24 protein-coding genes are annotated in these 20881 nt (G+C 63.3%); 10 read left to right on the forward strand and 14 right to left on the reverse strand.

The features are described from left to right. Nucleotides 1-8 precede the first annotated feature (8 nt). Nucleotides 9-1205, reverse strand: coding sequence for an MFS transporter (locus EOB36_RS17750; protein WP_128285359.1), 1197 nt, complete (start codon nt 1203-1205; stop codon nt 9-11). A gap of 150 nt (nt 1206-1355) precedes the next feature. Between EOB36_RS17750 and EOB36_RS17755 the strand changes: the two genes are divergently transcribed. After that, the gene (locus EOB36_RS17755; RefSeq protein WP_128285360.1) at nt 1356-1931 is read left to right on the forward strand and encodes a TMEM175 family protein; all 576 of its coding nucleotides are present in this window, start codon (nt 1356-1358) and stop codon (nt 1929-1931) included. 6 nt (nt 1932-1937) lie between these two features. Here EOB36_RS17755 and EOB36_RS17760 read toward each other — a convergent pair whose 3' ends face one another. After that, a complete protein-coding gene (locus EOB36_RS17760) occupies nt 1938-2219 on the reverse strand; it encodes a hypothetical protein (protein WP_029351415.1) in 282 nt (93 codons plus the stop codon). 132 nt (nt 2220-2351) lie between these two features. Here EOB36_RS17760 and EOB36_RS17765 point away from each other — a divergent pair, with 132 nt between their 5' ends. Then, nucleotides 2352-3218 (forward strand): SDR family NAD(P)-dependent oxidoreductase, encoded by an 867-nt coding sequence (locus EOB36_RS17765; RefSeq protein WP_127292439.1) that lies wholly within the window; start codon nt 2352-2354, stop codon nt 3216-3218. A 3-nt stretch (nt 3219-3221) separates the two neighbouring features. On the opposite strand, the gene EOB36_RS17770 is transcribed toward EOB36_RS17765, so the two are convergent. From EOB36_RS17770 to EOB36_RS17780, 3 genes are all read right to left on the reverse strand, one after another. After that, a complete protein-coding gene (locus EOB36_RS17770) occupies nt 3222-3650 on the reverse strand; it encodes a low affinity iron permease family protein (RefSeq protein ID WP_164547170.1) in 429 nt (142 codons plus the stop codon). A gap of 93 nt (nt 3651-3743) precedes the next feature. Continuing rightward, complete coding sequence (locus EOB36_RS17775) at nt 3744-4385, reverse strand: antibiotic acetyltransferase (RefSeq protein ID WP_128285361.1); 642 nt, start codon at nt 4383-4385, stop codon at nt 3744-3746. Between the two features lie 68 nt (nt 4386-4453). Then, nucleotides 4454-4957: a CreA family protein gene (locus EOB36_RS17780; protein WP_095483478.1), complete on the reverse strand. Its 504-nt coding sequence runs from the start codon at nt 4955-4957 to the stop codon at nt 4454-4456. A 200-nt stretch (nt 4958-5157) separates the two neighbouring features. Here EOB36_RS17780 and EOB36_RS17785 point away from each other — a divergent pair, with 200 nt between their 5' ends. Both EOB36_RS17785 and EOB36_RS17790 read left to right on the forward strand, forming a co-directional pair. After that, a complete protein-coding gene (locus tag EOB36_RS17785; RefSeq protein ID WP_095483477.1) occupies nt 5158-5736 on the forward strand; it encodes an SCO family protein in 579 nt (192 codons plus the stop codon). Between the two features lie 65 nt (nt 5737-5801). Further along, on the forward strand, nt 5802-6674 hold the full coding sequence (locus EOB36_RS17790) for a 50S ribosomal protein L11 methyltransferase (protein ID WP_095483476.1): 873 nt from the start codon (nt 5802-5804) through the stop codon (nt 6672-6674). A gap of 34 nt (nt 6675-6708) precedes the next feature. Here EOB36_RS17790 and EOB36_RS17795 read toward each other — a convergent pair whose 3' ends face one another. Then, the gene (locus EOB36_RS17795; protein ID WP_095483353.1) at nt 6709-6894 is read right to left on the reverse strand and encodes a hypothetical protein; all 186 of its coding nucleotides are present in this window, start codon (nt 6892-6894) and stop codon (nt 6709-6711) included. 271 nt (nt 6895-7165) lie between these two features. Between EOB36_RS17795 and EOB36_RS17800 the strand changes: the two genes are divergently transcribed. The 6 genes from EOB36_RS17800 (at nt 7166) to EOB36_RS17825 (ending at nt 13246) form a co-directional block, all read left to right on the forward strand. Then, nucleotides 7166-9010 (forward strand): aminopeptidase P family protein, encoded by a 1845-nt coding sequence (locus EOB36_RS17800; protein ID WP_095483352.1) that lies wholly within the window; start codon nt 7166-7168, stop codon nt 9008-9010. A gap of 217 nt (nt 9011-9227) precedes the next feature. Next, nucleotides 9228-9776, forward strand: coding sequence for an RNA polymerase sigma factor (locus EOB36_RS17805; protein WP_095483351.1), 549 nt, complete (start codon nt 9228-9230; stop codon nt 9774-9776). Further along, the gene (locus tag EOB36_RS17810) at nt 9773-10177 is read left to right on the forward strand and encodes a hypothetical protein (RefSeq protein ID WP_095483350.1); all 405 of its coding nucleotides are present in this window, start codon (nt 9773-9775) and stop codon (nt 10175-10177) included. Before EOB36_RS17805 ends, EOB36_RS17810 begins: the two co-directional genes overlap by 4 nt. Continuing rightward, nucleotides 10174-10641 carry a periplasmic heavy metal sensor gene (locus tag EOB36_RS17815; RefSeq protein WP_095483349.1) on the forward strand — a complete coding sequence of 156 codons (468 nt, stop codon included), beginning with the start codon at nt 10174-10176 and terminating at the stop codon, nt 10639-10641. The genes EOB36_RS17810 and EOB36_RS17815 overlap by 4 nt, the downstream gene beginning before the upstream one ends. Nucleotides 10642-10714: 73 nt before the next feature. Then, nucleotides 10715-12085: a DUF1800 domain-containing protein gene (locus tag EOB36_RS17820; RefSeq protein WP_245329760.1), complete on the forward strand. Its 1371-nt coding sequence runs from the start codon at nt 10715-10717 to the stop codon at nt 12083-12085. Nucleotides 12086-12106: 21 nt separating this feature from the next. Then, nucleotides 12107-13246 carry a DUF1501 domain-containing protein gene (locus tag EOB36_RS17825; RefSeq protein WP_206637177.1) on the forward strand — a complete coding sequence of 380 codons (1140 nt, stop codon included), beginning with the start codon at nt 12107-12109 and terminating at the stop codon, nt 13244-13246. Between the two features lie 24 nt (nt 13247-13270). Here the strand turns inward: EOB36_RS17825 and EOB36_RS17830 are convergent, their stop codons facing one another. From EOB36_RS17830 to EOB36_RS17860, 8 genes are all read right to left on the reverse strand, one after another. Further along, nucleotides 13271-13567, reverse strand: a complete 297-nt coding sequence (locus EOB36_RS17830; RefSeq protein WP_095483346.1) for an AzlD family protein — start codon at nt 13565-13567, stop codon at nt 13271-13273. Beyond that, complete coding sequence (locus EOB36_RS17835) at nt 13564-14292, reverse strand: AzlC family ABC transporter permease (RefSeq protein WP_128285363.1); 729 nt, start codon at nt 14290-14292, stop codon at nt 13564-13566. Before EOB36_RS17835 ends, EOB36_RS17830 begins: the two co-directional genes overlap by 4 nt. Before the next feature lie 135 nt (nt 14293-14427). Further along, the gene (locus EOB36_RS17840) at nt 14428-15135 is read right to left on the reverse strand and encodes a TIGR02453 family protein (RefSeq protein WP_095483475.1); all 708 of its coding nucleotides are present in this window, start codon (nt 15133-15135) and stop codon (nt 14428-14430) included. Beyond that, nucleotides 15132-17282 carry an NAD-dependent DNA ligase LigA gene (ligA, locus tag EOB36_RS17845; protein ID WP_128285364.1) on the reverse strand — a complete coding sequence of 717 codons (2151 nt, stop codon included), beginning with the start codon at nt 17280-17282 and terminating at the stop codon, nt 15132-15134. The genes EOB36_RS17840 and ligA overlap by 4 nt, the downstream gene beginning before the upstream one ends. A 43-nt stretch (nt 17283-17325) precedes the next feature. Then, nucleotides 17326-17472 carry a hypothetical protein gene (locus EOB36_RS34415; RefSeq protein WP_164897544.1) on the reverse strand — a complete coding sequence of 49 codons (147 nt, stop codon included), beginning with the start codon at nt 17470-17472 and terminating at the stop codon, nt 17326-17328. Between the two features lie 45 nt (nt 17473-17517). Further along, nucleotides 17518-19188 carry a DNA repair protein RecN gene (recN, locus tag EOB36_RS17850; protein ID WP_095483343.1) on the reverse strand — a complete coding sequence of 557 codons (1671 nt, stop codon included), beginning with the start codon at nt 19186-19188 and terminating at the stop codon, nt 17518-17520. A 13-nt stretch (nt 19189-19201) separates the two neighbouring features. Then, a complete protein-coding gene (locus EOB36_RS17855; RefSeq protein WP_127205066.1) occupies nt 19202-20071 on the reverse strand; it encodes an outer membrane protein assembly factor BamD in 870 nt (289 codons plus the stop codon). 215 nt (nt 20072-20286) lie between these two features. Further along, on the reverse strand, nt 20287-20881 hold a 595-nt coding region (locus EOB36_RS17860; protein ID WP_206637178.1), incomplete at its 5' end, for a UDP-3-O-acyl-N-acetylglucosamine deacetylase.

Genomic DNA, 20881 nt, shown 5'->3' on the forward strand with positions numbered 1-20881 from the left:
CGATCGGCTCACCGCGCATATCTGGCTCCGAATGCGAGCGCCACCAGGGAAAAGATCGTGATCATGCCGGCAAAGGCCAGGCTTGCTATTGTCGCGCTTGTCACCGTCGACAGGATGCCAATACCGATGACCGGCAGCGCATTGCCGCAAAAGCAGCAGATAAAGAAGGCTGAGACCACTTCGGCGCGGCGGCTGGCCGGCGCGATCTGGTTGACCACTTGCAGGCCGCCACGATAGCCGAGCGCTGCCGCGACGCCGCAGAACGCAGTCGCGGCGATCATGATGGCCATCGAAGCGAAGACCTGCGCCGCCACGACCAGGACGACGGTCGGGATCATCAGGGCCAAAGCCGCGAGCATGGTGCTGCGGCTCGAAAGGCGTGTCGTCACCAATATGGTGACGGCGGCCACGATCGCCAGTTCGAAGAACAAGGCGCCGGCCAGGGCATGGTTGGTCACATGGAGCTGCTGCGCCAGTATGCTCGGCGCGAGCGCCGCGTAGAAACCGACCAGCGCCATGGCGCCGAAGCCGGTTACCGCTGGCGCCACGAAACCGGCGCGGATTTCACCAGGCACCGAGAACCGTGGCTGCACGGAGATATCGGCCAGTTTTCCCGGTTGTGAAATGGTTTCCCGCGTGCGCCAGACCAGCGCCGCGACAAGGGCAAGCACCGCCAGATAAACGACGAATGTCAGCCTTAGTGGCCACGGCGCATATTCGGCAAGCAGTCCCGCCGCCAGCGCACCAAGACCGAGACCAAAGAAATTGGTGCTGGTGGCAATGATGGCGGCACGTGATTTGTCGTCGGTAGCGACCAGCTCGGCGAGCCAGGCAGTGCCGGTTCCCGCACCGACGCCTATTCCCAAGCCGCTCAAAATCCGGGCGATGTCGAGCCACGCGACATTTTCGGCGAACAGGAAAAACAGCGCGCTGACGACCGCCACCGCCATTGCCGCCAGGGCGGCCGGCCGGCGGCCGATGACATCCGACACGCGTCCGAACATCAAAAGCGCCGCCAGGTTACCCAAGACATAAACGGCATAGACCAGGGTAAGGGTGATCTGCGAGAAGCCGAACGCCTGTTTGTAGATGACGTAAAGCGGCGTCAGCACCGTGCTGCCGGCGAAAAGAACTGCGATCATGGCAGCAACAGCGGCCATTGCCGCCCTGCCGCCGAGCTCGTTATCGCGCGTCACGGCGATCATTTCGACCTCCAGTTGTCCGGAATCGTGACGCTAACGCCTTCTTCGCGCCAAGTGTTCCCCTCCTGGACTTGCTCCTGACAGTTTGACGGTGTTGCCGGTGGCGCTGCGCGAAATCATCTTTTAAGTTTGGCGCATTGGTAGGGAGGATCCATGGGCAAGGGACGAGTCGAGGCATTTACCGACGGCGTCATCGCCATCATCATCACCATCATGGTGCTGGAATTGAAGGTGCCGCATGGCGCGGATTTTTCCGCGCTGGCACCTCTGTGGCCCACCTTTCTCAGCTACGTTCTGTCCTTTATCTATGTCGGCATCTACTGGAACAATCTGCACAACATGTTCCACACCGTGCAGCGCGTCGATGGCCGTGTGCTGTGGGCGAATCTGCATTTGCTGTTCTGGCTGTCGCTGATGCCCGTCACCACCGCCTTCATGGGTGAAAACCATTTCGCGCCGGTGCCTGTCGCCGTTTACGGTGTTGTGCTGGCGCTTTGCGCGGCCGCCTACTTCATTCTGGTCGTCATGCTGCACCGGCTGCATGGCAACGACACTACCTTCGCCAGAGCGGCGGGCACCGACCGCAAGGAAAAGATCTCGGTGGTCCTCTACATCGCCGCCATTCCGCTGGCCTTCGTCAATCAATGGTTCAGCGTCGCGCTCTATGCACTGGTTGCCATGATCTGGTTCGTGCCGGACAGGCGGTTCGAGAGGCTGGTCGAAAAATAGGTCTGCCTAGCCTCGCATCGCTTTCAGCTTTTCCGCCACCGAGGCCGCAAGATCGGCATAGCGTTCCTCCAGTCGCTCGGCCGCCTTGATCACCGAAAAATCATGGCCGAATTTTTCCAGCGCCATGCGCAGCTTCTCGACGAATTCCGCCTGTTTTTCGAGCGCCGAAAACAGCGTCTTCACTTGCGCTTCGCTGATATCGGGATTGGCAAGCATTTGCGGCACTTCGCGGCTCATTTGGTCACCGGTAGCGGTCTGTTCTTTCAGGATCTCGATCCAATCGGTCAATCGGTAAATCTCCTTTTTGTCAGGACAGCATGCGCAGCGCCTGCCGATGTGGTCAACCCAAGGACGCCAAAGCGGGCTTGCGCGGGCCCCTCGCCGCGTTAAGTTCGGCGCAACTGAACGAGGACAATCGCCATGACCACCGACGCCGAAATCCAGACCGCTTTGCCTGCCCTTGCCTCCGGCAACGCTGCCGTCATCACCGGCGGCGCCAGCGGCATCGGCCTTGCTGCGGCCAAGCGGCTGGCGGCGATGGGCCTGAAAATCGTGCTGGCCGATATCGGTGGCGCGCGGCTCGACGAGGCTGCCCGCGCCGTTGCCACAATTGCCGGCGATAACGCGGTGCTTGCTGTCGCCACCGATGTTTCCAAGGCCGACGAACTAGACCTGCTGGCCGAAAAGGCATTCGGTGCCTTCGGCGAGGTGTCTTTGTTGATGAACAATGCCGGGGTCGGCAACAATCCCGGCAAACCCTGGGAGAACCGCGACGCTTGGAAGCGGCTGCTGGACATCAATTTCTGGGGCGTCGTCCATGGCGTCGAGGCCTTCGCGCCGCGCATGCTGGCGGCCGGCAGGCCGGGCCTGATCGTCAACACCGGCTCCAAGCAAGGCATCACCACGCCGCCCGGCAACCTTGCCTACAACGTCTCCAAATCAGGCGTGAAGACCTTCACCGAAGGCCTGGCACACGCGCTGCGCAACGAGCCCAGCGCAAAGGTTGCGGCGCATCTGCTCATTCCGGGGTTCACTTTTACCGGCCTGACCGAGGGCGCGACCAAAAAACCCGCCGGTGCCTGGACAGGCGAGCAGGTGATCGACTTCATGCTGACCGCGCTGGTGCGTGGCGACTTCTACATCCTGTGCCCCGACAACGAGGCGACACGACCCATGGACGAAAAGCGCATGGCCTGGGCGATCGGCGACATCATCGAGAACCGCCCTGCTCTGTCGCGCTGGCACCCGGACCACAAGGACGCTTTCGCGGCGTTCATGGAAAGCTGACGCTTACGCCGCACGGCTCTTCGAGCCGCGCTTTTGCGCAGCGGCTTTCTTGACCGCCGCATCGGCGATCTTCTGGTCATGCCGTTTCGCCGCCTGTTCACATTTTTTGCGGATCTCCTCGACCTCGGATTCGGTCAGGTGCTCGATGCCGATAAAAGTATTGTGAGCTTTGCCGGCCCGGATCAACTCGTCGAGTTTCGTCTGAATCGCCGTGCCATCGCGGTTCTGGGTGTTCTGGATGAGGAACACCATCAGGAAGGTGACGATCGTCGTGCCGGTATTGATGACGAGTTGCCACGTATCGGAAAAGCCGAAAATCGGCCCGCTTATCGCCCAGGCCATGATGATCAGGCAGCAGATGGCGAATGTCGACGGCAGACCGGCGAGATGGGCGACGTAGTTGGCGATCTTCGTGAAACGCTTCTCTATCATGGTAGGGAGAAACAACCGGCAACCGCTCCGGGTTCCCTGAAAGGAGGGATTTCACGGAATTTCACGGACATAGCCGTGCACGCACCCGCAAGATCAGGGTATTTCGTTTTCCCAGCGGTCGAGGAAAACCTCGATGGACAGCGCCTGCATGTCGGGGACCGCCTTGGCCAGTTTCTTGACCGGCCAGTCCCACCAGGCAAGACGTTCGATCCGCGCGGCGATGTCCGCCGCGAAGCGTTGGCGCAATTGCCTGGCCGGAACGCCGGCGACAATCGCATAGGCAGGAACGTCGCGCGTCACCACCGCATTGGCGCCGATGATCGCGCCATTGCCGATGGTCACATCAGGCATGATCACCGCGCCATGGCCGATCCAGACATCATGGCCGATGCCGACGGATTGCGCCCGCCGCCGTTCCCGGAAAGCCGCGTCGACGCCCAGCCAGCGAAAATACTCGTTCGGGCGGTAGCTGACCTTGTGCTGGGTCAGCCGCTCAATCGGATGCTCCAGCGCGTTGATGCGGCTGTTGGCGGCGATCGAACAGAACTTGCCGATGGTCGTGTAGATCGCCTCGGCGTGGCGCTCGAAATAGGAGAAATCGCCCACTATGACTTCACGCAAGATGACCCGCTCGCCGATCGAGGCGTAGCGTCCAAGCTTGCACGCCTTCAGCTCCGCGGTCGGGTGGATACGCGGCTCGGGGTCTTTCAGGAAGAGGTTTTCGGGGCGGTCCATGCCGCGGCTTTACGCCCGAGCGATTGGTCCCGCAAGCGGGACCAATCGTCCGTCGCCTGTGCCAGAGTCTATTTTGGCTTGCCGTTGGTCCACACCACGTTCTGGCCGTAGAGCGGCACGGTGGTGACCGACATTTTCGCCGAACCGTCCTGCACCTGGCGCGAGTGCGACAGATAGATCAAGGTCTCATTGGCTTTGTCGTAGATGCGGTTCACCACCTGCTTCTTCCAGATCAGGCTGATGCCTTGCTTGAAAACCTCCTCGCCGGCCTCGCTCATGTCGATCTCGCTGATGGTGATCGGCCCGGTCTGACGGCAGGAGATCGAAGAATCGGACGGATCCTCGAACCAGTTGCCCTTTTGCAAACGATCGATCACGCCGCGGTCGAAATAGGAGACGTGGCAGGTCACGCCTTCGACCTTGGGATCCTTGATTGCCTCGACGATGATGTCGTTGCCTAGCCAGTCGACGCCGACCTTGCCGACCTCCTGGGCGAAAGCCGCACCAGCACCGATGACAAGGCATGCGGCCAAAGCGCCGCCGATCAGTTTTCGCCCAATCAGTCCTTGCAAGGAAGCCTCCTGCGGTTCGAGTTTTGCCGACCTCAGGTGGGACCGGCGGCAGCGCTTTGCAAGCGGATCATTTTTTGACAGGAATGCCGGTTGCGGCAACGCGACATCTTTGCGCGCGCGAGATCAAACCGTTAAGAGTGTTCGCCGAACCAGCTTGCGCCGATACGGCGCCAATGAAAATCACGACGGACACCCAATTGATGATGCGTTCGATACTGGTCGGCATTCTTGTCCTGATGGCAGCAGGCATCGGCTGGCTCACCTTCGACTGGTACCGCGGGCACTATGGCGGCGAGCCGTTCGGCGCGCCGTTCACGCTGGTCGACCAGAAGGGCGCTCCGGTCACCGAGGCTGCCTTTCGCGGCCACCCCAGCGTCGTCTTCTTCGGCTTCACCCATTGCCCGGAGGTCTGCCCGACCACGCTGTTCGAACTGGCCGGCTGGCTGAAGACGATGGGTGACGACGGCAAGAACGTGCACGCCTATTTCGTCTCGGTGGACCCGGAACGCGACACACCCGAAATCATGAACGCCTATATCAGCAATTTCTCCGACCGCATCCTCGGCATCACCGGCGATCCTGACAAGGTCCACGCGATGGCCAAATCCTTCGGCATCTATTCGAAAAAGGTCGATACCGACAACGGCGACTACACGATGGACCACACCGCGTCGGTGCTGCTGCTCAACGCCAGGGGCGACTTCGCCGGCACCATCGCCTATGGCGAAAGCCCGGACACCGCCATCGCCAAGCTCAAGCGGCTGGCGGCGGAAGGTTAGAGCATGATCCCGAAAAGTGAGACCGGTTTTCGGAAAAGATCATGCTCAAACAAAAACATCGTTTGATGACCCAAACGCGGCTTTATTTCACCACTGGAAAGATCGAGGCCGACCGTATCTTCGCGGCGTTCGAGACGGCCTTCGAGGACGAGGGTCTGCCGATTGCCATCCTCGAAGTCGATGAGGATCGCGACATCCACGAAGTGTCGCTCTATGCCGACGGCGATGTCGATGCCGTCGAGGCGCGTGTGGAAGAGATTCTTGCCGGGCTTGCCCTGTCGAGGCCGATTGCGCGCGAGCCCGTGCCTGATATCGACTGGGTAACGCGTTCGCTGGAGGGACTGAAGCCGGTGCGCGCTGGCCGTTTCTTCGTCCATGGCGCGCATGACCGCAGGAAGCGCCACAGCGGCGAGCTCGCCATCGAGATCGAAGCGGGCCTCGCCTTCGGCACCGGCCATCACGGCACCACCGCCGGTTGCCTTGAAATGCTGGAACAGGTCGTGCGGCGCGAGCGCCCACGCAATGCGCTCGACCTCGGCACCGGCAGTGCCGTGCTGGCGATCGCGGTAGCCAAGCTCGCCCACATCCCGGTGCTGGCGACCGACATCGACCCTGTCGCCATAAAGGTCGCCGCCGCCAATGCGCGGCTCAACCATGTCAAAGCGCTCGTCGAAGCGGTGACGGCTCCGGGCTTCCACCACCCGATCTTTGCCGCGCGCGGCCCCTTCGACCTCATCGTCGCCAACATACTGGCGCGGCCGCTGATGCGGCTGGCGCCCGAAATGGCCGGGCATGTCACCTTGGGCGGCTCGATCGTGCTATCAGGCATCCTCGACCGGCAGCGCGACGCAGTGATCTCGGCCTATGTCGGCCAGCGGTTCCGCCATGTCAGGACGTTGCACCGCGAGGGCTGGGTGACGATCCACCTCAAGCGGTGACGCGCAGCGCCTTCAAACGCAAGCGGCAAGTCGCTCAGACGTAGGGCGATCTTGCCGCCTTCCTCAGCTCTTCGCGATCGTAGCCGTGCGCTTTCAGCGTTTCGTCGTCAAAGCCAAGCAGAACGCCGCTCACATAGCGGCTCGCTTCGCGCTGGCGCGCTTCGATGAGAGCGTTCATGGCGCTTCGGAAAAATCCGCGTCTGGCTGAAATCGTGGACATGATGGTCTCCTTTGCAGTGCAATAAGAGTCGTTCCTCCACTCCAAAAAGGTAAGCTCTGCTGACCTATTTGAAAATCGCTGATTCTGCATGGCGTCTATGCGCAAAAGCGATGCTGCTGGACCAAATCCCGTCGGTTGTCAGGCGGCTGATGCTGTAGCACTTTGATCTTGCGCTGATTTTCTCCGAACCGAAGATCAGCCCAGCAAAAGTCGATTCCGATTTTCGGGGTCATGCGCTACGGTCGCGCCAGCATCCGAGGAGAGCCCCGTCATGTTCCAGACTTTTGATTCCGCCGGCGACCCAGCCGTCGGCAAGCCGCGGGTGGCGCTGCTGCGTCAATGGCTGGCGGCCAACGACCTGGATGGCTTCATCGTGCCGCGTGCCGATGAGCATCAGGGCGAATATGTCGCCGACCGCTCGGCACGGCTGAAATGGCTGACCGGCTTCAGCGGCTCGGCCGGCATCACCATCGTGCTCGGCGGCCGCGCCGTCATGTTCGTCGACGGACGCTATACGCTGCAGGTGCGCCAGGAAGTCGATCTCGACATCTTCTCGATCGAAAGCCTGGTCGACAATCCGCCCGCCACCTGGATCAAGGACAATCTCGGCAAGGGCGTGCGGCTTGGCTTCGATCCGTGGCTGCAGACGATCGGCGACGTGAAAGCGCTGAAAGCTTCGGCCGAAAAATCGGGGGCGGTTTTGGTGCCGCTCGAGAAGAATCCAATCGACGCCATCTGGAAGGACCAGCCCGAACCACCGTTGGCGCCGGTCGAGCTCCATCCGATCGCCTTTGCCGGCGAACTGGCCAAGGACAAGCTGGCGCGGCTGGCGTCGGCCATCGGCAAGGATGGCGCCACCCATGCCGTGCTGACCGACCCGTCCTCCATCGCCTGGGCCTTCGACATCCGCGGCGGCGACGTGCCGCATACGCCGCTGGCGCTCGGCTTCGCTGTGCTCGCCGCCGACGGGTCGCACCAGCTTTTCATGGACCAGCGCAAGTTTTCGCGCACCGTCGCAGCTTATCTGACGCAGCTTGCTGAACTGCACGAACCCCGTGACTTCGAAGCGGCGATCGCGGCTCTGGCCAAGGGCGGTGCAAAAATCGCGCTGGACCCGGTGCTGGCGGCGGAGAAGCTCAGCATGCTGGTCGAGGACAATGGCGGCACCGTCATATCGGCGCCCGATCCAGCCCGCATTCCACGCGCCACGAAAAACCAGGCCGAGATCAACGGCGCCCGCGCCGCGCATCGCCGCGATGGCGCCGCCGTGGCCAAGCTGCTCTGCTGGCTCGACCGCCAGAAACCCGGCAAGCTCGACGAAATCGCCGTCGTCACCAAGCTCGAGGAGTGCCGCCGCAGCACCGGCGAGGAAACGCAGATGCTGTTGCGCGACGTGTCCTTCGACACGATCTCGGGCGCCGGTCCGAACGGCGCCATCATGCACTACCGCGTTTCCCGCGCCACCAGCCGAAAGCTTCAGTCTGGCGAGCTGTTCCTGCTCGATTCCGGCGGGCAGTATCAGGACGGCACCACCGACATCACCCGCACTGTGCCGATCGGCAAGCCGACCGAGGAAATGCGCGAACGCTTCACGCTGGTGCTGAAGGGCATGATCGGCATTTCCATGCTGCGCTTTCCCCCGGGCACGCGCGGCTCCGAAATCGATGCCGTGGCGCGTCTTGCCCTGTGGAGACATGGCTGCGATTTCGCCCACGGCACCGGCCACGGCGTCGGCTCCTATCTGGCCGTTCACGAAGGCCCGCAACGCATCGCCAAGACCGGCACTGAGAAGCTGCTGGCGGGCATGATCCTCTCCAACGAGCCGGGCTACTACAAGGAAGGCTCTTACGGCATCCGCATCGAGAATCTCATCCTGGTGACGCCGGCCGAACCGATAGAGGGCGGCGACATCACCATGCACGGCTTCGAAACGCTGACGCTGGCTCCGATCGACACCAGGCTGGTGCGCACCGACCTGTTGACGCGTGACGAGCTGCACTGGCTCGACCAATACCACGCACGCGTGCTGGCCGAGATCGGACCGATGCTCGATGGCGAGACGCTGGCCTGGCTGGAAAAGGCAACCGCACCGCTGCCGCACGACCAGAAGATCTGATTTTCGGAAAGGTGGTGGGGTCAGCTATCGCCCCCTAAACGGACATCTGGCTCTCGATGTCGCGCCAATGGTGTGCCACCAGACTGGGGCCATGTCTGTCCCCCAAGCACGGGTCGCCGACGGATTTCGCATTGAAACCCGTTGAAGACACATAGCGGGTGCAGGATGACGGTCGTGTCAGCAGAAGGTCTGGCGTGGTGGAACGAGAAGGCAAAGCGTGGGCGAGACCGACGAGCGGCTGCTGGCGCTGATCGCGCAAAACAATGCGGCTGCGGTGGAAGCCATGGTCGAGCGCAAGCTGCCGCGGCTGATCCGTCTCGCCACGCGAATGCTGGGCGACCGCGGCGAGGCAGAGGACATCGCGCAGGAGACCTTCTTGCGCATCTGGCGGGCGGCTCCGGGCTGGCGCGCCGGCGAGGCGAAGTTCGACACCTGGCTGCATCGCGTCGCACTCAATCTCTGCTACGACCGGCTGCGCAGGCGGCGGGAGACGCCGGTGGCGGAACTTCCCGATCGCCCCGATGAACGACCGGGCGCGGAAGCGGATATGCTCGCGGCCGACGATCAGCACCAGGTGCGGCGCGCTCTGGCCGAGCTGCCGGAGCGCCAGCGCGAGGCGATCGTGCTGCAGTATTATCAGGAGCTTTCGAACGGCGATGCCGCAGAGGTCATGGGAATCAGCATTGAAGCATTGGAAAGCCTCTTGTCGCGGGCGCGGCGGCAGTTGCGCTCCAGGCTCGGACGAGACAGGGACGAAATGACATGACTCCAGAGAGGTTTTCCGCGCTCGTTGCCGCCTATGGCGGGTCGCCGCAGCGCTGGCCTGAAAACGAGCGGGCGGCGGCGCTGGACTTCATCGCCGCCTACCCGACTCAAGCCGAAGTCGCACTTGCACCGGCGGCGGAGCTCGACGATCTGCTGTCGCGCCATCGCGTCGCAGCTCCGGACGGCGCGCACGCGCGAAGGATCATTGCCACGGCGCCGTCTGCGCTGTGGCGCCGCACACGGCTCATCTGGCAGTGTGCCGGGTTGGCCGGCATCGGACTGGCGGGCGCACTAGCCGGTGTGCTGACAGTCGCCGTGCTGTTGTCGCTCAACAGCGCCCCTGACGATGGTGACGCCTATGCGCTGACCGCATTCGGCGACATGCAAGGGGATGTGCAATGAGCGAACGCAGCATCAGGATCCTGCTTGCCGTCTCGCTGGCGCTCAACATCTTCGTGCTCGGCGCCGCTGCCGGAGCTGGCTACATGTGGCAGGCGCAGGAGGGGCAGCGCGACGGGGCGGGCGACCAGCGCGGCCTGCGCTTCGCCGCAGCCGGCCTGTCGCCCGAACAGCGCAAGGCGTTCCGCCAGGCGCTCGCCGAGGCGCGGCGCCAGTCGGCTGCCGACATCGAAGCAGCTCGGGCCGGCCGCGAGGAGGTCGCGCGCCTGATCGAGGCTGAGCCGATCGACGCAGCGGCGATCAATGCGACGCTCGCCTCGGTCCGGCAAGCCGATATGGCGCTACGCGGCCGGCTCGAACAGGCAATCGTGACCTTCGCGACGGGATTGACGCCAGCCGACAGGGCTCGGCTTGTCGACGGCCTGCGCGGCCGCACCAACATGCTGCGCCGAGCGCACGAAAAATAGAGCCGGAAATAGCGACGGATTCCGGTCACCGCCGCGTTGAAGCCTCTGAAAAGCAATGCTGACGGAGGCACGATTGGCACGTCCAAGCGAGGTCGCGGTTGCGCTCAACCGCTTCGGCCTGGGCGCCCGGCCCGACGACGAGGCGCCTGCCGACCCGAAATCCTGGTTGGTAGCGCAGTTCGAAAACTACGACGCAAACCCAGCCGTCTTTTCCGGTGCGCAGGACTCGGCCACACTCGGTGCCGGCTATGCCGAGGCGATGCTCGAGGCCAAAGACGCCGACCGGGCCGCAAAGATGGCCGCCCGCAAGACGGCGCGCCAGAAGGCTCAAGCGCTTTATCGCGACGAGGTCGACACGCGAGCACGCGCGGCGCTCGAAACATCGACCCCCTTCGTCGAACGGCTCGTGCATTTCTGGTCGAACCATTTCGCCATCTCGGCGGAGAAACCGCAGGTGACCCTGATCGCCGGCGCCTTCGAGCGCGAGGCGATCCGCCCGCATGTGCTCGGCCACTTCGAGGATATGCTGCTCGCCGCCGAGCGCCACCCGGCGATGCTGTTCTATCTCGACCAGGTGCGCTCGATCGGTCCCAACTCAAGATTTGCCAGCCGCGCCGCAAAACGCATCGCCAAGCGCAAGCCCGGCATCAACGAGAACCTGGCCCGCGAAATCATGGAACTGCACACACTCGGCGTGCGCTCCGGCTACAGCCAGACCGACGTGACCGAATTCGCGCTGGCCCTGACCGGTTTCAGCACCGGGCGCGCTCAAGAGCGAGGCCAGGCTGGCGCCTTCACCTTTCGACCTGGGCTGCATGAGCCAGGCGAACGCACGATCATGGGCAAGACCTACCACCAGAGCGGTGAGAAACAGGCGCTTGCCGTGCTGAGCGACCTCGCGGCGGCCGAAGCGACCGCAACGCACATCGCGACCAAGCTGGCGCGCCACTTCATCGCCGACGAGCCGCCGGCAGCGGTCGTGACGCGGCTCGCCGAAGCCTTTCGCCGGTCGAAGGGCGATCTCGTCGCCGTCTACCGCGCGCTCATCGACAGTCCAGAAGCTTGGCAGCCGGCGGCGGCCAAGTTCAAGACGCCGTGGGAATGGACGATCTCGGCGCTGCGCGGCCTGGGCCGCAGCGACATCGGCAAGCCGCGCCTGGCGCAACTGCTCAACCAGATCGGCCAACCGGTGTGGCGGCCGCGTTCGCCGGCTGGCTATGATGACGTTGCCGGGAGCTGGGCCGCGCCCGACGCACTGGTGCGCCGGGTCGAGGCGGCGCAGCGCCTCGCCGCGCAGAGTGGCGACATCGATCCGCGAGATCTCGCGCGAAAACTCTTTGCCGGCTCACTCAGCGAACTGACGGTAGCCGAGATCGACCGCGCCGAGAGCCGGCGCACCGGCATCGCGCTGCTGCTCGTGTCGCCCGACTTCCAACGAAGATGATTTCCAGAGGAGATGACCAACATGAAACGCCGTCAATTCCTCACTCTCGCCGGCGCCGGCCTCGGCTCGATGCTGATTGCGCCGCGCATCGTCTTCGCCAATGTGGAAACCGATCGCCGCTTCGTTTTCATCATCCAGCGCGGCGCCGCGGACGGGTTGAACACGATCATTCCCTATGCCGAGCCCGCCTACCGCACACTGCGCGGCCCATTGGCAATCGACAATCCGATAAAGCTCGACGGCACGTTTGGCCTGCATCCTTCGCTCACCGGGCTTCGCAAGCTGCATCAGGACAAGCAGGCACTGTTCGTCCACGCGGTCGCTTCGCCCTATCGCGAGCGCTCGCATTTCGACGGTCAAAACGTGCTCGAAAGCGGCGGCACCTCGCCCTATGAACGCAAGGACGGTTGGCTAAACCGGCTGGTCGGCATGCTGCCTAAGTCTCGCGGCGAAGCGATCGCTTTTGCACCGACCATCCCGCTGGCGCTACGAGGCCAGGCGGACGTCACCTCCTATGCGCCATCCGCTCTGCCAGAGGCGCCGGACGACCTGATGATGCGCGTCGGCAAGCTCTATGACGCCGACGAACAGCTGCATGCGCTGTGGAGCAGCGCGATGGAGACACGAGCGCTTGGCGCAGTGAATGCGCAGCGCAAGGACGCGGCGAGCGTCGGCCGCACCGCTGCGGGCTTCCTCTCCAAGGCCGACGGACCGCGCGTTGCCATGATCGAAACCAGCGGCTGGGACACGCATAGCGGCCAGCAAGGCAGGCTAGCCAATCAGCTCAGAGCGCTCGACGCGCTCATTGATGCGTTGCACGTTGGGCTCGGCGACGATTGGAACGATACGACCGTGCTGGCCGCCACTGAGTTCGGCCGCACTGCCGCCGTCAACGGCACTGGCGGCACCGACCACGGTACGGCATCGGCCGCGATTCTCGCTGGCGGGGCGGTGAATGGCGGGCGGGTGCTGGCCGACTGGCCGGGGCTATCGACCAGTGCGCTCCACCAAGGACGCGACCTTGCACCGACACTCGACCTCGACGCTCTGATTGCGGTGACGGCCGCCGAAACGTTTGGTTTCGATCCGGAAGAGACGATGCGCACGCTCTTTGCAGGAGGTCGATTCGACCCCGCGATCTCCGACATCGTGCGCAAGTAGGACCGGCCTACTCAGTCGGTCCAGTCACCCGACGAACTGCCGGGCGAGGATCAGCACGGCGGCACCGGCCAAAAACATCGCCATAAGCCCGCCGCGCAGCGAGACCAGCCCGGCGACGATCAATGCCGCCCATTCCGTCGGCCCGGCGCTCAGCGCTGCCGGCGCGACCAGAGTGGTCAGCACCGCCGCCGGCACCGCATTCAGCCCGGCCTCGACGCGCGGATGGATATTTTCGAAGCGCGAGATCACCAGATGTCCGCCGATGCGGGTGAGATAGGTGGCGATCGCACCGGCGATGATGATCCACAAGGTCGTGCTCATGGCCGCGCCTCGACACCACTGTGATGCGGCGGCAGGATGACCGCGAGCAGCACGCCGGCCACGGCGCCAATGGAGACGTGCCAGGGTGAGCCCACCGTCTTGTAGGCGATGATGGAGGCAGCAGCACTTGCGACGACCACCGGCAGCCACAGCGGCCGTTTGCGAAAGCTCATGACCAGTCCGAGAAAATAGATCGGCAGCAGGAAATCGATGCCCAGCACATGCGTATCGGGAATGAGCTTGCCGAACATCGCGCCGAGCGCGCTTTCGGTTACCCAGAACACATAGACCGGCAGTCCAAGCCCCATGTACCAGGCGAAGCCGACCGTCTCGCCGGCTTCCGCCTTATGCTCAGCCACCGCGAACTGCGGATCGGTGAGCAGGAAATAGCCTACCGCTTGCTGGATCAGCGGCCAGTGCGCGATGCGCCGGCCGATACCGGCGGAATAAAGCACATGGCGGAAATTCACGGCGAAGATCGACAGCACGATCAGCCATGGCGCGACATGCTGCCCGAACAATTCGATACCCACCATCTGGCTGGCGCCGCCGTAGACCATGGCGCTCATCAGGACGGCTTCAAGCACCGAAAAACCATTGTCGACGGCAAGCGCACCGAACAGCAGCCCGAACGGCGCCGCCGCCACCACGACGGGCATCGAGAGCCGCACGCCTTGCCAGAAATCGCTTTTCGCACCGTTTTCGGAGATTGCTTCCGCCGACATCCGTCGCTCCTGGGGAACCATTCTTTGGAGAAAGGCCGTATGTAGGGAGAGCCGCCTGCCTTGTCACACCAATTCGCTTGAGCCAAACGATCAGCGGAAATGATCGCGCAGCCATTTTGCACGTTCAGGCCTGCATCATCGGTCCGGAGCTTGGTTCACCGGGACCTTGCCTTCGATCGCCCTGCCCCAGTCGAGCAGCGGCTTGGCGCGCATGGTGAAATCGACGAGCTCGTCGGCCAATGCCGCACTGTGGATTCCCGCAGGGTCGATCTCGTGCCGGACGACGAAATGCCGATTGCGGATGGCGGCCACGAGGTCGATGTCGGTGACATGCTCGAAGCCACGCGGTGTGCGCTTCATGCAGCCTTCCGGATCAAGTTCGAGACGGTTTTGCTTCAATGCCTTGATCAGCGCTCGGAATTCACCCGGCCGTGTCCCGATGGCTTGGCGCATCGCCAGCAAAAGCGCCGGCCCGGGTTGCCACCAGGCAACGGCGGCAAAGCAGCGCTCAAGCCCGATATAGACGAACAACACGCCCTGTTCCATCTTGGTGCCGTCAGGCGAAAGAATTGCCGACAGATGCCGGTTATAGGGTCGTTTATCCTTAGCGAAACGCACGTCGCGATTGATCCGGAACAGCGACTTCTTGCGATCGCCGCGCAACCCCAGCCCCACTACAGCGAAGCGCTCGGAGAGCGTTTCGACCAGATCGCCGAAAGGATCGCGCAACTCGCTTTCGAAAAGGTCGCGGTTTTCGACAAACCACTCCCGGCGCTGATGAAAATTGAGCGCCTTGAGGAAAGGAAGGGCCTTTTGGCCGAAACCGCTAAATGCCACCGTCACGCCTTGCCGATCCGCACGAACCACGCATCCTCGTCGATCACTTCGATGCCGAGCTCGGTGGCGAGCTTGAGCTTGGAGCCGGCACCTGGTCCGGCAACGACGAGATCGGTCTTCTTCGACACCGAGCCGGCGACCTTGGCGCCGAGCTTTTCGGCCATTGCCTTGGCCTCGTCGCGCGACATTTTCTCCAATGCGCCGGTGAAGACCACCGTCTTGCCGGAGACCGGCGACGACACGCCACCGACCGGCTCCTCGTCGAGCACTGTTACTTCCGCCAGCAATGCGTCGAGCGCCTGCCGGTTATGGTCTTCAGCGAAGAAGTCGACCACCGCTTCGGCCACGATCGAGCCGATGCCGTTGATGCCGTTCAACTCCTGCCAGGCGGCGTTGCCCGGGTCGCCCTTGCCGGCCGGCATGACGGCGCTTTGCCCGGTTTCGCGGAAAGCGGCAAAGGAAAGAAAATGGCGGGCCAGCCGCTTGGCGTTGGTCTCGCCGATGTGGCGGATGCCGAGCGCATAGAGGAAGCGCGAGAACTCGACCTGCCGCCGGTCGTCGATTGCCGCGAACAGCTTGCGCACCGAGGTCGCGCCGAAACCGTCGACATTCTCGAGCTTGGTCAGCGATGCTGCCTGCCGTGCTTTCAGCGTGAAGATGTCGGCCGGCGAATAGATGCGCAGCGACGGATCCTCGGCATGGAAGAAGAACTCAATCTGCTTCTCGCCCAGCCCCTCGATATCAAAAGCGCCTCGGGACACGAAATGGCGCAGACGCTCCACCGCTTGCGCGGGGCAGATCAAACCGCCTGTGCAGCGCCTGACCGCTTCACCCTCCTCGCGCACGGCGTGGCTGCCGCAGGCCGGGCAAAGCACTGGGAATGCATATGGCATGCTGTCGGGCGGCCGCTTTTCCATGACCACGTCGATGACCTGCGGAATGACATCGCCAGCACGCTGGATGCTCACCGTGTCGCCGATGCGAATGTCACGGCCTTCGCGGATCGGCTGGCCGCTATTGCCGATGCCCTTGATGTAGTCCTCATTGTGCAGCGTCGCGTTGGTCACCACGACGCCGCCGACCGTCACCGGCACAAGCCGCGCCACCGGCGTCAGCGCGCCGGTGCGGCCGACCTGGATGTCTATGCCGGTCAGGATCGTCGTCGCCTTCTCGGCGGGGAATTTGTGCGCGATCGCCCAGCGTGGCGAGCGTGACACGAAGCCCAGCCGCTGCTGCAGCTCAAGGCTGTTCACCTTGTAGACGACGCCGTCGATGTCGTAGCCAAGCGTCGCCCGGTTGGATTCGATCAGCCGGTATTGTTCGAGCAGCCCTTCGACACTATCGAACAGCTTCATCAGCGGGTTGACCCTGAAGCCAAAGCGCTCGAACGCTGCCACCATGCCCATCTGCGTGTCGGCGGGCATGGCGTTCACCGCGCCCCAGGCATAGGCGAAAAACCGCAGCGGCCGGCTGGCGGTGATCGAGGTGTCGAGCTGGCGCAAGGAGCCTGCCGCCGAGTTGCGCGGATTGGCAAAAACCTGCTTTCCGGCCTCGGCATTGCGGCGATTGAGCTCGGCGAAATCAGTGAGGCGCATATAGACCTCGCCGCGCACTTCCAATACTTCGGGAAAATCCCCCGAAAGCACATTGGGAATCTCAGCGATGGTGCGGGCGTTGGCTGTCACATCCTCGCCGACCTGGCCGTTGCCACGCGTTGCTGCCGTCACCAGCCGTCCCGCCTCGTAGCGCAGCGACAGCGACAGGCCGTCGATCTTCGGCTCGGCCGTCATGGCCAACGGCGCGTCGGCGCCGAGCCGCAAGAAGCGGCGAATGCGGCCGACGAAATCGATCACGTCCGCATCGGCAAAAGCGTTGTCGAGCGACAGCATAGGAATGGCATGGACGATCTTGCCGAATTTTTCCGAGACCGCCGCCCCGACTTTCCGTGACGGCGAATCATCGCGCACAAGATGGGGAAAACGCTGCTCGATGGCGAGATTGCGCCGCCGCAGCGCGTCGTAGGCGGCGTCCGAAATCGTCGGCGCATCTTCGGCATGATAGCGCTGATCATGGCCGGCGATTTCCTCCGCCAGCCGCTTCAGCTCGCTTGCTGCCTCGCTTTCACCAAGCGAATCGACAGGTTTTTCGGACATGCACTGCTCCTCGACGCACACCCCCAGGAGACCGAAGCGATCTTCAGAAAGGATCCTGTGCAAAATCAATTGCTACAGAGTCCTTTGCTCCCGAAAGGACGCGCGGCGCTGCAGCGGTGGCGCCACAATAGATCAGGATTTTCCCGCAAGGGAGCCAGATCGTGAGAAAATCATTCCGGAACAGCAGCATGGAGCCACATCCTGACTCGATCCATAACGCCGAGCGTGAGTTCCGCTATGCTGCGGTGTTCTCCCGCAGCAGACGCTCGGCCGCCGCGCGTGCCTCGTCGGTGATCGTCGCTCCAGCCAGCATCCGCGCGATCTCTTCCTGACGCGCTGCCCGGTCCATCTCGGCGATACCGGTCGCAACCCGGTCGGCGCTGCCGGATTTGGAGATCAGGAAATGCGTCGCCGCACGCGCCGCCACTTGCGGCGCGTGGGTCACCGAAAGCACCTGCACGCGCTTCGACAATCGCGCCAGCCTTTGGCCTATAGCGTCCGCAACCGCGCCGCCAACCCCAGTGTCGATTTCATCGAAGACCAGGGTCGGCGCCGAGCCACGGTCGGCCAGCGCCACCTTCAGCGCCAACAGGAACCGTGAAAGTTCGCCACCGGAAGCGACCTTCATCATCGGCCCCGGCCTTGTGCCGGGATTGGTGCGCACCCAGAACTCGACCTGATCGATGCCGTCTTCCATGCGGCTCTCGGCCTCACTTGCCATCTCGACGATGAAGGCGGCCCGTTCGAGCTTGAGTGCCGGCAGTTCGGCCATCACCGCCTTGGTCAATCCGACCGCCGCCGCATGGCGAAGCGACGAAAGCTGTGCCGCGGAAATGTCGTAGGTCTCGCGGGCGGCGGCGGCTTGCTTCTCCAGACCATGCAGGCGCTCCTCGCCGGCGTCGAGGTCGGCGAGATCGGCCGCCATCGTGTCACGCAGTTGCGCCAGATCGTCGACCGCCACACTGTGCTTGCGTGAGGCGGCACGCAGCGAAAACAGCCGCTCTTCGGCCTGCTCCAGCCTCCGCGGATCGTATTCGGTGGCGCGAAGTGCCGCTTCGACCCCCGACTGTGCCGCGTCGAGCGACAGCATCGCCTCATCGAGCGATTTGACCACGTCTTCGAGCAAGCCGGGCGCCTCGGTCACCTTGCGCTGCAGTCGCCGCAACAGGCTGGCGAGTTGCGGCAGGGGCGAGGACGGGCCCGAGAGCACATCCTGTGCGTCGTGGATTTCCGATGCGATCTTTTCCGCCCGCATCATCGAGGCGCGCAATTCGGCTAGGTCGGCTTCCTCGCCGGGCTGGGGATCGAGCTTCGTCAATTCGGCGACCGCGGCGCGTAGATAGTCGGCCTCGCGGGCCGCCGCTTCCACCTTGGCGCGGTGTCGCGAAAATTCCTGCTCGCAGGCCCGCCAGTGCCGCCATGCCTCGCCGGTCGCCCGGGCCGCGCCGAGATGGCCGCCAAAACTGTCCAGCAATTCGCGATGGGCACCGGGATCGACTAGGGCACGCTCGTCATGCTGGCCGTGGATCTCGACCAGCGCGTGACCGACGTCGCGCATCAGCGTCACGCTCGAAGGCTGGTCGTTGACGAAGACGCGGGTACGGCCGTCTGCCGTCTGCACGCGGCGCAGGATGATGTCGCCATCGTCCTCGATAGCGTTGTCGGCAAGCAGCATGCGGGCAGGATGGTTGCGCGGCACGTCGAACACGGCGATGACCTGGCCCTGTGCCGCGCCATGCCGCACCAGCGAAGCGTCACCGCGGGCGCCAAGCGCCAGCGACAGCGCGTCGAGCAGGATGGATTTTCCAGCGCCGGTTTCGCCGGTCAGCACCGAAAGGCCGGACGAGAAGTCGATGTCCAGCTTCTCGATCAGAACGATATCGCGGATCGACAGTCTGGAAAGCATGGTGACGCGCCGCTCAGGCGCCGGTGATCAGCTTCCCGGCCTTGGCGATCCACGACCCGGCATTCTCGCGCGGCTCGAGCCCACCACTCTGCAGGAGCTTGTAGGAATCCTTGTACCACACGCTGTCGGGATAGTTGGTGCCGAGCACAGCCGCGGCAGTCTGCGCCTCCGATGTCAGCCCCATCGCATAGTAGCTTTCGGTAAGGCGCGCGAGCGCCTCCTCGACATGGCGCGTGTTGGAATAGGTCTCCACCACGTTGCGGAACCGCTTGACGGCGGCGATATATTCACGGCGCTCGAGATAGTAGCGGCCGATCTGCATCTCCTTGCCGGCGAGCTGGTCGTTGGCGAAGCGGATCTTTTCCTTGGCGTCATCGACATACTCGGAATCGGGCCAGCGCGTCACCAGATCCTGCATCGTCTGCACGGTCTGACGCGCTTCCTTCTGGTCCTGGGTGACGTCCCTGATTTGCCGGTAGTAGCTCAGCCCGATGATGTACTGGGCATAGGCGGCGTCGTCGGTCGAGGGATAGAGCGTGAGATAGCGCTTGGCCGAACCGATCGCCTCGCTGTAGTTGCCTTGGCGATAGTCGGCAAAGGCGCCCATCACCATCGATTTGCGGGCATATTCCGAATAGGGATGCTGGCGGTCGACCGCACTGAATTTGCGGCTCGCCTCCTGCAGGCGCCCGGCATTAAGGTTGGCGAGGCCCTGATTGTAGAGAACGTCGGCCGGCTCGGTCTGCTCGACATAGGTCGACAGGTCGACATCCTTCTCGGACGACATGCAGGCCGACAGGAACAGCGATGGAACAACCACCGAAAGCGCCAGGAAAACAGACCGATGCGGCGCTTTCGATTGACCAATTCGCTTGAAAAACATGATTGGATTCCGCCCTTTCGGCGTCATTTCAGTCGTCATTCGCTCTGGGGCAGCAGCCATAAACCATAACCGCCGTGCCCGGCAACGCTATCCCCGGCCAATCGCACATTTTTGTGGCGGCTTGGCGCGGCCCGCGCACTTACATGATTTCGCCGGCCAATGATGCATTCATGCAACACAGGCCGGCGGCTATAAAACCCGAAAAACGTTAAGAATCAGATCATCCAGGGCGCGTAAACGGGCGCATAGACGGCGCTCATATCGGCCGCACGACCGCGCTCGCGGCGTGTCGTCTCGACGATCTCGAACGCCGAACGGTCCGACAAAAGGCGGCGCAACGCTGCCGCGTTCAGCCTGTGGCCGCCGCGATACGAACGGAAACAGCCAATGAACCGGGCGCCGGCCAGCGCCAGATCGCCCATGGCGTCCATCGTCTTGTGGCGCACGAACTCGTTGGGATAGCGCAAGCCTCCCATATTGATCACGCGATTGTCGTCGCCGATCACCAGAGAGTTTTCCAGCGAGGAGCCAAGCGCATAGCCGGCTGCCCACAGCCGCTCGACATCCTTCATGAAACCGAAGGTACGGGCCCGCGCGATATCGCGGCGAAAAATGTCGGCGTTCATGTCGGATGCGAAGAGCTGACGCCCGATCGCCGGGCTTTCGAAATCGATCTCGATCTCGAAGCGCGTGCCGTCATAAGGCCTGAACTCCGCCCAAGAGGCACCGTTCTCGATGCGAACCGGCTTGACGACACGGATATAGCGGCGCTTGACCGGCAGCGTGTCGATGCCCGCCTGGTCGATTGCC

Origin of the sequence: Mesorhizobium sp. M6A.T.Cr.TU.017.01.1.1 (assembly GCF_004023115.1) — a bacterium.
GTDB classification, from domain to species: Bacteria; Pseudomonadota; Alphaproteobacteria; order Rhizobiales; family Rhizobiaceae; genus Mesorhizobium; species Mesorhizobium mediterraneum.

Bases quoted from the DNA above. Each gene is read 5' to 3' on its own strand.
- EOB36_RS17810 (WP_095483350.1), top strand. From the start codon at position 9,773: ATGACTCCAGAGAGGTTTTCCGCGCTCGTTGCCGCCTATGGCGGGTCG.
- EOB36_RS17765 (WP_127292439.1), top strand. From the start codon at position 2,352: ATGACCACCGACGCCGAAATCCAGACCGCTTTGCCTGCCCTTGCCTCC.
- recN (WP_095483343.1), bottom strand. From the start codon at position 19,188: ATGCTTTCCAGACTGTCGATCCGCGATATCGTTCTGATCGAGAAGCTG.
- ligA (WP_128285364.1), bottom strand. From the start codon at position 17,282: ATGTCCGAAAAACCTGTCGATTCGCTTGGTGAAAGCGAGGCAGCAAGC.
- EOB36_RS17855 (WP_127205066.1), bottom strand. From the start codon at position 20,071: ATGTTTTTCAAGCGAATTGGTCAATCGAAAGCGCCGCATCGGTCTGTT.
- EOB36_RS17755 (WP_128285360.1), top strand. From the start codon at position 1,356: ATGGGCAAGGGACGAGTCGAGGCATTTACCGACGGCGTCATCGCCATC.
- EOB36_RS17830 (WP_095483346.1), bottom strand. From the start codon at position 13,567: ATGAGCACGACCTTGTGGATCATCATCGCCGGTGCGATCGCCACCTAT.
- EOB36_RS17770 (WP_164547170.1), bottom strand. From the start codon at position 3,650: ATGATAGAGAAGCGTTTCACGAAGATCGCCAACTACGTCGCCCATCTC.
- EOB36_RS17815 (WP_095483349.1), top strand. From the start codon at position 10,174: ATGAGCGAACGCAGCATCAGGATCCTGCTTGCCGTCTCGCTGGCGCTC.
- EOB36_RS17800 (WP_095483352.1), top strand. From the start codon at position 7,166: ATGTTCCAGACTTTTGATTCCGCCGGCGACCCAGCCGTCGGCAAGCCG.
- EOB36_RS17775 (WP_128285361.1), bottom strand. From the start codon at position 4,385: ATGGACCGCCCCGAAAACCTCTTCCTGAAAGACCCCGAGCCGCGTATC.
- EOB36_RS34415 (WP_164897544.1), bottom strand. From the start codon at position 17,472: ATGCTGCTGTTCCGGAATGATTTTCTCACGATCTGGCTCCCTTGCGGG.
- EOB36_RS17825 (WP_206637177.1), top strand. From the start codon at position 12,107: ATGAAACGCCGTCAATTCCTCACTCTCGCCGGCGCCGGCCTCGGCTCG.
- EOB36_RS17835 (WP_128285363.1), bottom strand. From the start codon at position 14,292: ATGTCGGCGGAAGCAATCTCCGAAAACGGTGCGAAAAGCGATTTCTGG.
- EOB36_RS17795 (WP_095483353.1), bottom strand. From the start codon at position 6,894: ATGTCCACGATTTCAGCCAGACGCGGATTTTTCCGAAGCGCCATGAAC.
- EOB36_RS17790 (WP_095483476.1), top strand. From the start codon at position 5,802: ATGACCCAAACGCGGCTTTATTTCACCACTGGAAAGATCGAGGCCGAC.
- EOB36_RS17750 (WP_128285359.1), bottom strand. From the start codon at position 1,205: ATGATCGCCGTGACGCGCGATAACGAGCTCGGCGGCAGGGCGGCAATG.
- EOB36_RS17785 (WP_095483477.1), top strand. From the start codon at position 5,158: ATGATGCGTTCGATACTGGTCGGCATTCTTGTCCTGATGGCAGCAGGC.